Source organism: Maricaulis sp., assembly GCF_048269565.1.
GTDB lineage: Bacteria > Pseudomonadota > Alphaproteobacteria > Caulobacterales > Maricaulaceae > Maricaulis.
Genome location: NZ_JBLXIK010000001.1, coordinates 294,595 through 308,988 on the forward strand (window position 1 = coordinate 294,595; position 14,394 = coordinate 308,988).

The 14,394-nt window shown below is 64.2% G+C and carries 13 protein-coding genes; 3 read left to right on the forward strand and 10 right to left on the reverse strand.

All coding sequences use genetic code 11. The features are described from left to right. Positions 1 to 7: 7 nt before the first annotated feature. Together ACN0YL_RS01440 and ACN0YL_RS01445 are read right to left on the reverse strand one after the other, a co-directional pair. Positions 8 to 1,012 (reverse strand): hypothetical protein, encoded by a 1,005-nt coding sequence (locus tag ACN0YL_RS01440; protein ID WP_417468654.1) that lies wholly within the window; start codon positions 1,010 to 1,012, stop codon positions 8 to 10. After that, positions 1,009 to 1,992, reverse strand: a complete 984-nt coding sequence (locus ACN0YL_RS01445) for an acyltransferase family protein (protein ID WP_417491078.1) — start codon at positions 1,990 to 1,992, stop codon at positions 1,009 to 1,011. Before ACN0YL_RS01445 ends, ACN0YL_RS01440 begins: the two co-directional genes overlap by 4 nt. Positions 1,993 to 2,617: 625 nt before the next feature. On the opposite strand from ACN0YL_RS01445, the gene fliI reads away from it, so the two are divergent. Continuing rightward, positions 2,618 to 3,958, forward strand: coding sequence for a flagellar protein export ATPase FliI (gene fliI, locus ACN0YL_RS01450; protein WP_417497050.1), 1,341 nt, complete (start codon positions 2,618 to 2,620; stop codon positions 3,956 to 3,958). After that, on the forward strand, positions 3,955 to 4,371 hold the full coding sequence (gene fliJ, locus ACN0YL_RS01455; RefSeq protein ID WP_417496784.1) for a flagellar export protein FliJ: 417 nt from the start codon (positions 3,955 to 3,957) through the stop codon (positions 4,369 to 4,371). Before fliI ends, fliJ begins: the two co-directional genes overlap by 4 nt. Before the next feature lie 5 nt (positions 4,372 to 4,376). Here fliJ and ACN0YL_RS01460 read toward each other — a convergent pair whose 3' ends face one another. Further along, positions 4,377 to 6,467: a TonB-dependent receptor domain-containing protein gene (locus ACN0YL_RS01460; RefSeq protein ID WP_417496785.1), complete on the reverse strand. Its 2,091-nt coding sequence runs from the start codon at positions 6,465 to 6,467 to the stop codon at positions 4,377 to 4,379. A 126-nt stretch (positions 6,468 to 6,593) separates the two neighbouring features. Here ACN0YL_RS01460 and ACN0YL_RS01465 point away from each other — a divergent pair, with 126 nt between their 5' ends. After that, on the forward strand, positions 6,594 to 7,577 hold the full coding sequence (locus ACN0YL_RS01465; protein ID WP_417491081.1) for a DUF6607 family protein: 984 nt from the start codon (positions 6,594 to 6,596) through the stop codon (positions 7,575 to 7,577). Positions 7,578 to 7,627: 50 nt separating this feature from the next. On the opposite strand, the gene ACN0YL_RS01470 is transcribed toward ACN0YL_RS01465, so the two are convergent. The 7 genes from ACN0YL_RS01470 to ACN0YL_RS01500 all read right to left on the reverse strand — a co-directional run bounded on the left by ACN0YL_RS01470 (position 7,628) and on the right by ACN0YL_RS01500 (position 14,386). After that, positions 7,628 to 7,951 carry a hypothetical protein gene (locus ACN0YL_RS01470; protein WP_417468659.1) on the reverse strand — a complete coding sequence of 108 codons (324 nt, stop codon included), beginning with the start codon at positions 7,949 to 7,951 and terminating at the stop codon, positions 7,628 to 7,630. A 37-nt stretch (positions 7,952 to 7,988) separates the two neighbouring features. Continuing rightward, positions 7,989 to 8,789, reverse strand: a complete 801-nt coding sequence (locus ACN0YL_RS01475; RefSeq protein WP_417496786.1) for an AAA family ATPase — start codon at positions 8,787 to 8,789, stop codon at positions 7,989 to 7,991. A 2-nt stretch (positions 8,790 to 8,791) separates the two neighbouring features. Beyond that, on the reverse strand, positions 8,792 to 9,784 hold the full coding sequence (locus tag ACN0YL_RS01480; protein WP_417468661.1) for a flagellar biosynthesis-like protein (FlhF): 993 nt from the start codon (positions 9,782 to 9,784) through the stop codon (positions 8,792 to 8,794). 32 nt (positions 9,785 to 9,816) lie between these two features. Then, a complete protein-coding gene (gene flhA / locus ACN0YL_RS01485) occupies positions 9,817 to 11,943 on the reverse strand; it encodes a flagellar biosynthesis protein FlhA (RefSeq protein WP_417491083.1) in 2,127 nt (708 codons plus the stop codon). Positions 11,944 to 11,954: 11 nt separating this feature from the next. Next, a complete protein-coding gene (locus ACN0YL_RS01490) occupies positions 11,955 to 13,325 on the reverse strand; it encodes a sigma-54 interaction domain-containing protein (protein ID WP_417491084.1) in 1,371 nt (456 codons plus the stop codon). Positions 13,326 to 13,364: 39 nt separating this feature from the next. Continuing rightward, positions 13,365 to 13,637, reverse strand: coding sequence for a flagellar motor switch protein FliN (fliN, locus tag ACN0YL_RS01495; protein WP_417469042.1), 273 nt, complete (start codon positions 13,635 to 13,637; stop codon positions 13,365 to 13,367). Positions 13,638 to 13,735: 98 nt separating this feature from the next. Then, the gene (locus ACN0YL_RS01500) at positions 13,736 to 14,386 is read right to left on the reverse strand and encodes a hypothetical protein (RefSeq protein WP_417491085.1); all 651 of its coding nucleotides are present in this window, start codon (positions 14,384 to 14,386) and stop codon (positions 13,736 to 13,738) included. Positions 14,387 to 14,394 lie beyond the last annotated feature (8 nt).

Here is a 14,394-nt window from a genome sequence, read left to right on the forward strand (position 1 = left end):
CCCGCCGCTATATTCCCAGTGCGAAGCCGTAAAAGATCACCAGTCCCAGCGTCATCGGCCAGGAGGTCAGGATCATCACCGTGTTGATGCGATCCCCGCCGATGGCCGTGATCCCGGGCACAAAATAGAAATAATAGCGGGCATTCTGAAACACGTGGGTGAGCGAGGTCACCAGCATGATCGTCAGGAAGCCGGCGCGGAATTCCGGTGTGTTGAAGGTCTCGCGGTAGAAGCGCCACGACAATAATCGCGGTCCGACGGTCAGACCCAAAATCAGCAGCGTGTAGGGGAAGGCGAGAACATAATCGATCTGGGGCTGGATGCCGATAATCATCGAGGATGCAAAGACAATGACGGTCTCCAGATGGGAGAATTCGGGGTTCACGATATCCCGTGTCCAGCTGTAAACGGACAGCCTGGGGAAGATCGAGAACAGCATTTCGATGTTCGCGTCGATCAGGACAATCGTCGCGACGATGGCGAGGATCCAGTACCAGCTCAATCTGATTTTCCGGAAGCCGAGGATCAGCAACCGGAAACAGATCAGCACCAGCCCATTGTTCTCCTCAAAATAGATCGACATGAAGCAGATCATGAACAGGACGAAGGCTTCCCGCTTCCCGCTGAGCCGCGTCGAGATCAGCGCGAACGGGAAGAAAAGGAATTCCAGCTTGATCTTGGTCGCCAGATAAGCCGCGAAGGGAAGCGCCAGATAGGTGACAAGCACCCGGCGTTCGATCAGCCCGAGGGCCGACAGGCCGAAGACCAGGACCAGCGTTGTCGCCGCCATGCCCAGTCTGAGCGAGATCTGGTTGTGGTCCGAGAAATAGGGCTCACCGCCGGCGAGCAGGTGGTTGAACTGGCCCCAGCCCTTCACGGCATCGCCATAGCCCTGCACTTCCGGACTGAAGAAGCAGAGGCAAAGGATGATATTGCCGATAAAGACCATCAGCGCCGCCGGCAGGTGCCAGTCCGGGGGCCGGGTCGCGGATGTGGGGATTGGTGACGTCACGCCGGGTGCTTTCTGAACAGGGAGCGGCCGAAGGCAGCGGCCGGGCGCTCGAGCAGATAGTAGAGTGGTGCGGAGATCGCGATAGAGAGCACGAGCGTAACCGCGAACAGGGTCCAGCCCTTGTCGATCCAGCTCACGAGCGTGGTGGCGAACAGCATGTGGAGGAGATAAACGCCGAAGCTCCAATCGCCCAGCGCGCGAACGGGCCGGCCAAGATCAATGTCCGGCTTTTGCAGGATGGCCAGGAAGATCAGCCCCCCGACGATATAGGTGATGATATAGCGGCTGGATGTCTCGTCGAAGCCGGTGGAGAACGAATAGGCGATCCAGCAGGTCGGGATGGCGATCGCCAGGTAGAAGAGCACCGGGCGGATGATGCTCCGGCCTGCATTGCGCAGAAAGCGCATCTGCGCGCCGGTGAACATGCAGAACAGGCCCAGGGGCACGGCGACCGGGATTTTGGTCTGCAGGCCCCATCGCGCCACCGCGGCGGCGAGGCACACCGCGCCCAGGCTTCCGAGCACCAGCGGGAAGCGTTGTGTCAGCATGGATGGAGCGAGAACCAGAAATGCGGTGATGACCAGATACAACACGACCTCAATGGTCAGGGTCCAATAGACGTCGATCGCGTTTTCAAACCCGAACAATTGCTGCGCCATGGTGATATTGGCCATCCAGTCCAGAGGTGCCAGTTCGGATGGCCAGACCGCGAAGGCCAGCACCAGGGAAACCCAGTAGAGCGGGTATAGCCGGAATAATCGCTTGGTCAAAAAGCGCTTTGCGGACCGGTCCCGGGCCGCGCTCGGGATGACCAGATAGCCGGATATGAAGAAGAAGACGACGACCCCGATTTTCCCGGGATCAAACACATAGGTATAGAACCAGCCCTCTTTCGGCATGGTGTGGGAGAATACAACCAGCAGGGCGGCCAGGCCTCGCACCGCTTCGATCAGGGCGAAGCGGTTTGATGCGGCGCCCACGGAATCCGCTGAAGATGTCAATGGGATGCGCTCCGTTCCTGCCTCAAGCGGTATGTCCCATGCGCTATCCCCGGTCAATCAAGCCCCCATCGTCTCCGGTGGCCCAATGCAAGATGCGGGCAAGTTCCGGTTTTCACGCCAGCGCCAAAACCGGGACCCTCACTGTTCTCGCGGGGCCCCATTCCAGGCTGGCCCGTACGCTGGCCGATACCGTCCCCTCATGCGGCGGCACACCTCACTCAATCGCCGCCTGCCTGTCCGCCCCCTCGCTTGCGCCCTTATATTGTGGGCATCAGACGCGATGCAGGAGGTGGCGAAACGCGAAAAACTGAGGCGGATATCGGTGGTGATCCGGCAAGCTACGGATTTGACGTCAATTTTTGGAATTGCACTTCCAAACCAACCTTCGCTGAAGCGCACACCAGGGTATGGGCAAGGCCACAAGGGCGTATCATCAGAGGGGCATCCGGCATCAATACGGGCACACCAGAGCCAAAGCCCTGTTCCGCGCCGAGCAGCATCCGCCGCATTTGCACCGCCGCGTTTACGTGGAAGCAACCGCAATGGCGTAGGGTGAAACCGAATCGGCTCACCGGCCCCGCCTGAAAGGCATGACATCCGCATGATGCAGACTTTGACAGATCGGATTGAACGGCTCGATGCGCGTGTCCTGGAAGGACGCGTCACGGCGCTCAACGGTCTGTTGGTCGAGGCCGAGGGACCGGTCTCCGGACTGTCGCTCGGGGCGCATGCCACCATCGTCACCGGGCGCGGCACCTCGGAATGCGAGATTGTCGGCTTTCGTGGCCAGACGGCGCTGATGATGCCCTTTGGTCCGCTCGAGGGTATCCGCCCCGGCGCCAAGGTGATCCTGCAGCCGGAAGCGGCGCGGGTACGCCCGTCGGCCAGCTGGCTCGGCCGCGTGATCGACGGCTTTGCCCGCCCGCTCGATGGAGCCGGCCCGCTCAGCGAAGGTGCCCATGCCTATCCGCTCAAGGGCGAACCGCCGATGGCGCATGGCCGCGCCCGGCTCGGCAATCGCATGGATATGGGCGTGCGCGTCCTCAATGCCTTCGTACCGATGCGCCGCGGTCAACGGCTCGGCATCTTTGCCGGCTCCGGCGTTGGCAAATCGGTGTTGATGTCGATGCTGGCGCGCGCCTGCGATGCCGATGTGATCGTGATTGGTCTGATCGGCGAGCGGGGCCGTGAAGCGCGTGAATTCGTTGATGATGTGCTGGGGCCATCGGGCCGGGCACGCTCGGTCGTGGTCACCGAAACCTCCGACGCGCCGGCCCTGGCCCGCCGCCAGGCGGCGCATCTGACCCTGACCGTTGCCGAATATTTCCGCGACCAGGGCAAGGACGTGTTGTGCCTGATGGACAGCGTCACCCGTTTCGCCCTCGCCCAGCGCGAGATCGGCCTGGCGGCCGGCGAACCGCCAACGACGCGCGGCTATACGCCGTCGGTGTTTGCCGAATTGCCGCGCCTGCTCGAGCGCGCCGGCCCCGGCCCCGAGCGCAGTGATGGCGGCAAGACCGGCACGATTTCCGGCCTGTTTACGGTGCTGGTCGATGGCGATGATCATAATGAGCCGATCGCCGATGCGGTGCGCGGGATTCTCGACGGCCATGTCGTGATGAGCCGGGCGATTGCCGAGCGCGGCCGCTTCCCGGCGATCGACGTGCTCAAATCGGTCAGCCGCACGGCGCCGGAAGTTTTCGCGCAAGCCGAGCGGCCCTTGGTCGCCGAGGCGCGCAAGATGTTGTCGGCCTATGCCGATATGGAAGAATTGATCCGCCTGGGAGCCTACTCCCCCGGATCGAACCCGGCGCTCGACCGGGCAATTGCTCTCAACGATCCGTTGGAAGCATTCCTGGGTCAGGGAAAAGACGAAGCGGCGGATATCCCGTCGACATTCGCGACCCTGGCCGGGATTTTGGATGGTGAAGGAATAACCCCATGACACGTTCTCACGAACCCCTGATCCGGCTGGCCCGGTTCAAGGTCGAGGAATTGCAGAAACAGATGGCCGAGCTGGACCGCTCGAAATCCGCCCTGATCAACCAGATCGAGCGGCTCGAGGCCTCGGTCCCGGAAGAACAGGCGGTGGCCACCCAGTCGCGTGACGGCTATCTCGCCTATGGCTCCTACGCCCAGGCCGTCATCAAGCGAAAAGAGAATATCCGCTCTTCGCTCGATGAGGTCGAGGTGCAGGCCGACGCCCTGCGCGAGCGCCTCGGCGACGCCTTCCAGGAACTCAAGAAGTTCGAGGTGCTGGAAGAACGCCGCCTGGCGCGGGTCGAAAAGGCCCTGCGTGCCGCCGAGCAGGACGAACTCGACGAGATCGCCCAGATCCGGCATCACCGGGCCAATTGACCGCTTCAGAAGGTCTGTGACCAGGTCAGGTCGAACCGCAGCGAACGGCCCGGCTCGCTGACGCCTGCGAAGACGCGCTCATAGTCGGTGTCGAACACGTTCTCGACCCCGGCATTGAGGCTCAGTCCGCGGTCGGCGAAGGGCTGCCAGCGCGTGTAGAGATCAAGCACGCCATAGCCATCGCGCAAGGCGGCCGGATCGGTCGTCTCGTCGAAATCGCCGGCCAGTTCGGCGCGGGCCCCGAGGGTCAGGCGCTGCGGTTCCAGCGTCCAGCGTCCGTCGAGATAGAGCCGCACCGGCGTCGCCGCGCCGACCGGATCGCCGGTCGCACTGTCCTCGCCGTCGACATCGCTCAGGCTGGCATCGAGCGCGAAATTGCCGGCGGCGAATTTCAGCTCTGCCTCATAGCCCGACAGCTCGGCCGAGCTGACATTGGCGCTGCGCGTCGTTCCCGCTGAACAGGGCAGGAAAGGCGGGGCAAAACAGGTGGCATCAAACGCGAAATCCACACTCAGATCGATCAGGTCGGTCGCCTCGGTCTCAAACCAGGCGGCGCGCAATTGCAGCCGGTCGACGCCGTCAAACCGGTCAGCGAGATCGAGGCTGAAGCCGGCCTCGAGGGTCTCGGTCTGTTCGGGTTTCAGATCCGGGTTGGCAATGAAGCGGTTGGTGATGAAGACCGGGGCGCCCAGAATGATGTGCGGCAGGGAGAAATGCGTCCCGTCGAGATAGAGCTCATTGATGGATGGCGCCCGGAAGCCTTCGCCCCAGCTGGCGAAAACATTGAAGCTCTGTGTCGGTGCCCAGGTCGCCGCGAAGCGGCTGGAGGTGGCGCTGCTTGAGGTGTCGGCAGCGAGGCTGGAACTGGTCTCGAAGCTGTCATGGCGGATGCCGGGTAGCAGGATGATCTGCCCGGGCAGGCCGAACGGCGCCGGGCCGGTCAGTTCCAGCTGGGTATAGCCGGCGGTGAACTGGCTCGACGCATCGGGTGCGCCGCCGCGAACGCCGCCGGTTTCCGCGCTGTCATAGCCGTCCTGCGTGTCTTCGTAATACTCACCGCCGACCGTCAGCCCGGCATCGAACTGGCCGATCTGGAAGGCGAATCTCTGATCGGCGCGGATCCCGGTCGTCTCCAGGTCACGGCGCAGTTGCCGCCCGGAGACCAACTCATCCTCGTCGACGCCGGTCGTGTTACGATAAACGGTCAGGTCGAGATCCATCCAGTCCAGCCCGGCCGGCGCGGCACTCAGATTGAAGGTGAGATTATCACTGGCAATATCCTTCTCCACCAGGGCATTGAGCGAGTCGACGCCGGCAACCCCCTGGGCGTTATTCGGCTCGACGGCTTCGCTGTCCATGCCCTGCCAGCTCAGCTCCAGGCGCACGCCGTCGGCCGGTTCAACGCCGAGCTTGATGAGGCCGGAGGTGGCGCTGTCATCGGCGGGCAGGTCATCGCCCGAACCAAGGGTGATATCGCCGGACGTGCGATGCGAGACCGAGGCGAGGATGTCGATACGCTCCGACTGGCCAAACACGCTGGCCGAGCCGCGTGTCTCGCCGTCGACCGAGCGCGTGCCGGCGCCGAGGCTGTAGCCCCAGCGCTCGTCCGGCGTCAGCAGGTCACGGGCACTGGCCGTGCGCAGGGAAATCACGCCGCCGGACGCGCCCGAGCCGTACAGCGCCGAGGCCGAGCCGCGCACGCTTTCCACGCCGACCAGCAGGGACGGGTCAACGAACAGGGCGCCATCATGGGCGGAGCCGAAATTCTGGCGCGCACCGTCGAGCAGCAGGGTGGTGTTCTCGCGGCCCTGACCGCGCAGGGACGGCGTCTGGCCGGTGCGGCGCGGGCCACCGGCAATTTCCAGGCCCGGAAGCTGGCGCAGCAGGTCGTCGAGATCGGACGGCCGGGCCAGATCGAGCGTTTCGGTCGAGATCGTCGAGGTCATGCCGGGATATTCAAACGCGTTCAGCCTGGTGTGGGTCGCCTCGACAACGATCACCTCGACCTCGGCTGCCGTCGGCGTGTTGGTGACCTGGCCGAAGGCCGGGGCAGCGAGAGCGATGCCGGCGGCACCGAGGAGGAATGCTGTTTTCATGACGCGCCTTTCTGCGAACGATTTGCAACTGGCGACCTTGTGCCGTGAGTAGATAGAGATTGCAAGTCAGAATCGTTCGCAATAGGAGTCTGACGCATGATCCACTCCTGACCTGATGAGACGCCGATGAAAATTCTCGCTCTTGCCCTCGCGGCCTTCGCCCTGACCGGGTGCGCCACGACAACCGATCTCGCCGCGAGCGCCGACCCGGTCCGCCAGACCATCGCCGCTGACAGTCAGGCTTTCGAGCGCGATCGCGCCGCGATCCTGGCGATGCAGGGCGATTATGCGGTGACGTTCGACTTCCGTGAAACCGTGCCGATCGCGGACGGCTATGAGCTGGCCGAACCGAAACTGACCCCGGCGCGCGAAGTCGTGATCGTGGTCGAGGATCGCGGTGACTTTATCATGCTGCAGCACCTGCTGCTCGCCGGCGATGGCACCGACCCGTTCATCGTCAAGCATTGGCGCCAGGACTGGCAATACGAGCCGGCACGCCTGCTCGCCTTCCAGGGCCATGATGACTGGAGCGTCGAGGGTGTCAGCGCCGCCGAACGCACCGGCGCCTGGTCACAGACGGTCTACCAGGTTGATGACAGCCCGCGTTATGCTGCGGTTGGAAGCTGGGTTCACACGGCGGACGCCTCGACCTGGGAACCGCCGGTCTCGCTGCGTCCGCTGCCACGCCGCGACGATACCACCCGCACCGATTACGACGCGATCGCCGCTGTCAACCGTCACACGGTGACCGCCTGGGGCTGGACCCATGAGCAGGACAATTCAAAACTGGCGATCCGCGATGGCGAGACCCGCGAACTGGTGCGCGAGATCGGTGTGAATACCTATCGCCGCACCGATCTTGAGGGCGCTCCGGCAGCGCTGGCCTATTGGGACGCGACCGAGGATTACTGGGCGCTGGTGCGCGAACGCTTCAACACGCTCGAGGCCAGTGCGCGCCGCTTCCACATCGAGGATGATGCCGAGGGCACACAGCTCTACGGCCCGGTGCTCGATGCCGGACAGCGCGTCCTGTTCGGGATGGATGATGTCGCCGAAGCCTGGGCCGATGCGCAGACCTATCTCGACAGCCAGATCACGGTGCTTGAGTAAGTCGTGCTCGAATAACCAGGCCCTACGGATCCGGCCGGCGCCAGCGCACGCTAGCGCTGGCCGATCCGGCGCTTGGAAAAGAAGATGGCGCCGATCGCCACGAAATAGATCGCCAGCCGCAGCAACACCACAACACCGCCGCGCTCATCAAGACGCGAAAAGGCGAAATCAAAGGCGAAATTGGGTGGAATGCCGATCGCCCAGCGATAGAAGAAGGGCGCCACCGCATCGACAATGAACATGATGGCGGCGGCGGCAGGCCATTGCGGCCATTTGCGCATGATCAATGCCGCGACCAGCGACAGCACGATGATCAGCCACCAATCATAGCCGGTAAAGCCGCTGACGAGGCGGTCGTAAAATGAATCATACATGGCGTCTCAGCTCCCCCCGATTGCCAGATTGTGCAGTCTACGCGGCTTCGCGCCCGCGCGCGAGGATTCCCGCGAGCGCCTGGTAATCCTTGGCCGCATCGCAATCGGGCGCCCGCACGGCAACACAGGTCTGGGTACGGATTGCGGCGGGGACGGTCGCATCGCGCCGCACGATCCCGGCCAGCACCGGCGTGAAGCTGAGGAAGGATTCGCAGGTCTTGCGGAAGGCCCCGAAGGCCTCGCGGGCGGCGTTCGCATTCGGTGCGTTATTGACCACGACCAGCGGTGAGGCGCCTTCATCATGGAGGCGCAGTGTCTTCACGAAGGCGTAGGCGTCGGTAAGCGAGGTCGGCTCGTCATTGATGACGATCAGCACGTCATCGGCCGTCAGAGCCAGGCGGACCGTGGCGCGGTCGGCACCGGCGGCGAGGTCGAGAATGGCGCGGTCATAGGACAGCGCCAGCGCCGCGACGCCGGTGGCCAGCTTGGTCAGGCCGGGGCCCGATAGATTGGCCAGCGTGCCCGAGCCGGACCGGCCGGAAATGACATCAAACCCGCCGCGCTCCGCCGCGCCGCCAATGGCCGGGCAGACCGCGGACTCCAGTGAGGTCTTGCCGCTGAGCACATTGACGATGTCCGCGCGTGGTTGCAGCCCGAGCTGAACGTCGATATTGGCCATGCCGAGATCGCCATCCATCAGCAGGACGCGCTCATCCATCAGCGACAGCGCGCGCGCCATACCGATCGACAGGGCCGTCTTGCCGACGCCGCCCTTGCCGGACGCGATAGCGAGGACGCGCCCGGCGGCGCGATTATCGGGAGCCGAGGCGAGTTTCATGATCAATCGGATTCCTCATAGGGGTGAGCACGGTTTTCGATCAGCGCCCGGGCCAGCCGCAAAGGCGTTGCCGGGGCCAGGCCGCCGCCGATAAACGGGGTGGAGGATATCTGCGCGAAGGCGAGGCCGGTCTCGCCGACGCCCAGCAGGGCGCCGAGCCGGCGGGCGCAGTCGAGCTTGACGGGAATGCAGCGGCTCGCCCCGATCGAGGCGAACAGGGAGGCGGCATCCTCGGCATCTTCCGGCGTCAGGCCGGCATCGAAGACATAGACGATTTCCGCATCGCTGGAATCGGCGAAGGCGAGGGTCATGTCGAGATCGTCGAGCTCGAACGGATTGACCGCCGGACTGTCGATCAGCGCCGGCCCGTCGAATTCACGCATGGCGTCGGCCAGCTCGCGCGGATCGTCGACGGCCATGAAATGGGCGCCCATCTTCTGCGCCAGGGCGTGCAGGCGCGCATCCGCTCCGGCGCGCTCGCCATCGCAGGAAATCAGCGTCGGGACCGATCCGGCCGAGATCGAGCGCGCTGCGGTCTTGGCCAGGGCCGAGGTCTTGCCGACGCCCGGCGTGCCGGCAAACAGCACGGCGTGTTCGGGAATGGCGGGCAGGGGCTGGAAGGCGTAGCGCGCCTCGATGGCGTGGGCGAGGCGACCGACGGCATGGCCATCGGCGAAATCCTGGGCCGCCTTGATCAGCGACTGGGCCGCGACACCGGGCGCGCGATGAAAGCCGAGAGCACGAATGACCTGGTCGAGATGTTCGTCTTCGCGGTCGCCGCGGGCGATCTCCGCCGCATCATTGAGGCGCTGGGTCCGCTCGCGCACCGGCTCGACGGGGTCGGGATGATAGGCCATCTCGCTCGCCGCCCTGACCTGGACGCCGCCATCGGGACCGTCCGAGGTGGCAATGATCACGGCTTCCGCCCCCATTTCCCGGCGCACATCCGCCATGGCCTGGGTCAGGGTCTGGGCTGCAAAGGTTTTCAAACGCATCGAGGATCACTACCGGGTCAGTTGTTGGTCGGTCAGCCGACATGCCCCAAGGTCTTCAGGCGTGCGCTCGGGTGGATCTCGTTCTGCGACATTACCACCGTTTGCGGGCGGAAACGCTCCACCAGCGAACGCACATACGGACGAATCACGGGGCTCGTCAGCAGTACAGGTACATGACCCTGTGCCGATGCGGTTTCAAAAGAGTTTCTAACTGCAGCCACAAACTCATGAAGTTTCGACGGCGCCAGCGCCAGCTGTTTGCGCTCGCCTTCGCCGATCAGGGCTTCCAGGAAGGCCTGTTCCCATTGCGGGGTAAGGGCGAGCACCGGCAGATTGCCGTTCGGCGCCCTGTTACTGTGACAGATCTGGCGCGCCAGCCGGCTGCGGACGTGTTCAACAATCGGCTCGATACGGTTGGTCGAGGCGCTGGCTTCGGCGATGCCCTCGACAATCGTCGCCAGATCGCGAATCGAGACGCGCTCGCGAATCAGGGATTGCAGCACGCGCTGGATCCCGGCGCGGCTGATCTGCGACGGCGCGATGTCCTCGACCAGCTTGCGGTGTTCCTTGGACAGTTTTTCGATCAGCTTCTCGACTTCGGCATAGGAGAGGAGGTCCGACATGTTGTCGCGCAGCAGCTCGGTCAGATGCGTAACCAGGACAGCGGCGGGCTCGACAATCGTATAGCCGCGGAAGGAGGCTTCCTCGCGCAAATTCTCGTCGATCCAGGTCGCGGGCAGGCCGAAGGCCGGTTCTTTGACATGATCGCCGGGCAGTTCGATCTGCATGCCGGCCGGATCCATGACCAGCAGCTTGTGGAGCTGCAACAGGCCGCGGCCGGCTTCGAGTTCCTTGATCCGGATCGCGTATTCCATATTGCCCAGCTGCATGTTGTCGACGATGCGCACGGCGGGCGTGATGAAGCCCATCTCCTCGGCCAGCGAGCGGCGCAGCGCCTTGATCTGGTCGGTCAGCTTGCGGCCATCGACATCATTGATCAGCGGCAGCAGACCATAGCCGAGCTCGATCTTGAGCTCATCCATCGCCAGGCTGTCCTCGATCGGGGCTTCACCGCCCTTGGGCGCCTGGGCCTGGACCTCGGCCGCGGTCTCCGCCTCTTTCTCTGCCGCCTTGCGTTCGACAATGTCGCGGTTGAACCAGGCCAGCGCACCGGTTCCCAGTCCCATCAGGGCGAAGGGAATGAAGGGCATGCCGGGCAGGACGCCGACGATGAAGGTGACGGCGGACACCAGGCCGAGACCGGCCGGATTGGCGACCATCTGGCCGAACAGGGCCTTGTCGGCCTGGCCATCGACACCGGCCTTGGAGACCAGCAGACCGGCGGCGACCGAGATGATCAGGGCCGGGATTTGCGAGACGAGGCCATCGCCGATCGTCAGGCCGGAATAGGTGCCGGCCGCTTCGGCAAACGGCATGCCCGACTGCACGACGCCGATAATGATGCCGCCGATCAGATTGATGCCGGTAATCATCAGCCCGGCCATCGCGTCGCCGCGGACGAATTTCGAGGCACCGTCCATGGCGCCGAAGAAATTGCTTTCGCCTTCAAGGTCCTTGCGGCGCTGGCGGGCCTCGTTCTCGGTGATCAGTCCGGAAGACAGGTCGGCATCGATCGCCATTTGCTTGCCGGGCATGGCGTCGAGGGTGAAGCGCGCCGCGACTTCGGCGATCCGGCCGGAACCCTTGGTGATAACGACGAAATTCACGATCACCAGGATGGCGAACACGATGACGCCGATCACGACATTGCCCTGCATCACGAAGGCGCCGAAGGCCTGGATGACCTCGCCGGCGGCGTCGGTGCCTTCCGCGCCCTTCGACAGGATCAGCCGGGTCGAGGCGATGTTCAGGCCCAGCCGCAGCAGGGTCGTGATCAGCAGCACCGCCGGGAAGGCGGAGAATTCAAGCGGCCGCTTGATGAAAAGCGCGGTCATCAGCACCAGCACCGCGATCGAGATCGAGATCGCCAGCGCCAGGTCGAGCAGAATGCTCGGCATCGGCAGGATCAGCATCACCAGGATGCCGAGAATGCCGACGGCCAGGGCGACATCGCCCTTGAGCACACGGTTCAGGAAGGCCTGTGGATTGAAGGCGCCGCTATTGGCGCTCAGCGAGCCGGAGGCTGATGTGTCGACCAAGACTTATCCAATCACGCGGCAGAGACGCCCATGGCGCTCTGGTTGGGCTGGGGAACATTGACGCCCTGCTCGGTATAGAGTTTGAGCTTGTTGCGCAGGGTCCGGATCGAGATGCCGAGGATATTGGCGGCATGGGTCCGGTTGCCGAGGCAATGGTCGAGCGTGTCGAGGATCAGATCCTGTTCCACTTCCGCCACCGTCATGCCGACCATGACGCGCTGGGCGGCATTGGCGGCATCGGAGGCCTGGCGCACGGCGGTATTGCCGGCGCCGGAAAAGACCGAGCCGTCGGGCATGCGGATCGCGTCCGGCGTGATCTCGCGGCCATTGGCCAGCAGCACGGCGCGGTGCATCGCGTTTTCCAGTTCGCGCACATTGCCGGTCCATTCGCGGGCGACGAGATGCGCCTTGGCCGCTTCCGACAATGGCAGGGCCTCGACCTGGTTGGCGGCGGCATATTTGCGGATGAAGTGCTCGGACAGGGCGAGAATATCGGCCGGGCGCTCGCGCAGGGGCGGCAGCGCCAGATTGACGACATTGAGGCGGAACAGCAGATCCTCGCGGAATGTGCCCTCGGCGACGGCCTTGCGCAGGTCGCGGTTCGAGGTCGCCAGGATGCGGATATTGACCTTGACCGGCTTGGTGCCACCGACCCGGTCGATCTCGCGTTCCTGGATGGCGCGCAGCAGCTTGGCCTGCAGGCGCGTGTCCATTTCGGAGATTTCGTCGAGCAGGAGCGTGCCGCCATCGGCTTCCTCGAATTTACCGATCCGCCGGGCAACGGCGCCGGTGAAGGCTCCCTTTTCATGGCCGAACAGTTCGGATTCGAGCAGGTTTTCCGGGATCGCGGCGCAATTGACCGAGATGAAGGGAGCGGCGGCGCGTTTCGACTTGGCGTGGACATGGCGCGCCATGACCTCTTTACCCGAGCCGCTTTCGCCGGTGATCAGCACCGAAGCGTCGGAGCCGGCAATGCGATCCGCCAGGGTGATGACGGTCTGCATCGAGGGATCGCGGGCGATCATCGGGCGTTCGTCATCGGAAATGGCTTCGAGGATGGCGGCGATCAGCTCGGCGTCCGGTGGCAGCGGAATGAATTCCTTCGCCCCGGCCCGGATCGCGGCAGCGGCCGCTTCGGGGCGAACATTGACGCCGCAGACCACGACCGGAACGATGATCCGCTCGGATTCATTGGCGGCGATCAGCGCCTGAACATCGAGCGAGAGATCGACCATGATCAGGTCGGCCCCGCGCCCGGCGCGCAGATGCGACGTCGCTTGCTGGATCGTATCGACCTGCGACACGGATGCGCCGCGGTCTATCGCGATTTTGGTGGCGGTGTGCAATTGCCCACCCAGGCTTCCGACGATCAGGACTCGCATGATGTCCGCTCCATTGTGTTCATTGTCTCAAGGCGCCGCTTACGCAGCGTCCCCGTCCTTGATGATTTCAGTCATGGTGACGCCGAGACGGTCATCGACGACGACCACCTCCCCGCGCGCCACCAGGCGGTTATTGACGTAGATATCGATGGCCTCGCCGATCTTGCGGTCGAGTTCGACCACCGATCCGGCGGTCAGCTTGAGCAGGGAGTTGACGTCAATCTGCGCCTTGCCCAGCACGGCTGAAATATTGACCGGAACATCAAACACCGGCGCCAGATCGGCGGCGCTCTTGGCCGCCTCGTCGATCATGCCTTCGCCAGGCTTGGCGTTGTCCACCGGCACCGGGGTGGAGTCCTGGTCGAGCTCCGGCAGGTCGAAATTCGTATTGTCAGCCATGGTCAGCCTCCTTATGCCGCAGACGCGCCGACGGCGGGATCGGCCGTGGCGCGGGTTGCGGATTCGTCTTCGGATGCGGCGGCGAGCCAGCGCGCCACGACTTCGCCCAGCCGGGCGTCGATTTCATCGGCCGAGCGTTCGATCGCGCCCGTGCCCCATTCAAGGCGGACATCGGCACCGCTCATCTCGGCATGACCACGCACCCGGATCGCACCCTCGAAACCGAGATCGCGCGCCGTGCGTTCCAGCCGCTCCGCGAGCATTTCCACCAGTTCCGGCGCGCAACGCACCGACAGGCGGGGCTCGTCGCGCAGATCCTGGACGGCTTCGGCTGTGAGCTGCTCGATGGTCTCGAGCGGATAGGCGCTCAGTGCCTCGCCGGCAATCTTGCGAGCGGCGGCGAGTGCCAGCTGGGCGGCGCCGGCGCGCAACGAGGCCGACTCGGCGGCGAGCCGCGACAGGATGATCTGCATCTGGGCGCTGATCGCCTGCAGCGAGTCGGCACAGCGGCCCTCTTCGAGCTCGCGGCCTTCCTCGACGCCCCACATGCGCGCGGAATCGATATCATCCTGGGTGAAGAAGCGCTTATAGCTCTCCCCGTCACGCAGGATCTGGCCGTCGTGATCGAACTCGGTATCGAAATCGAATTTCGTCGGGCTCATGGTCTCGG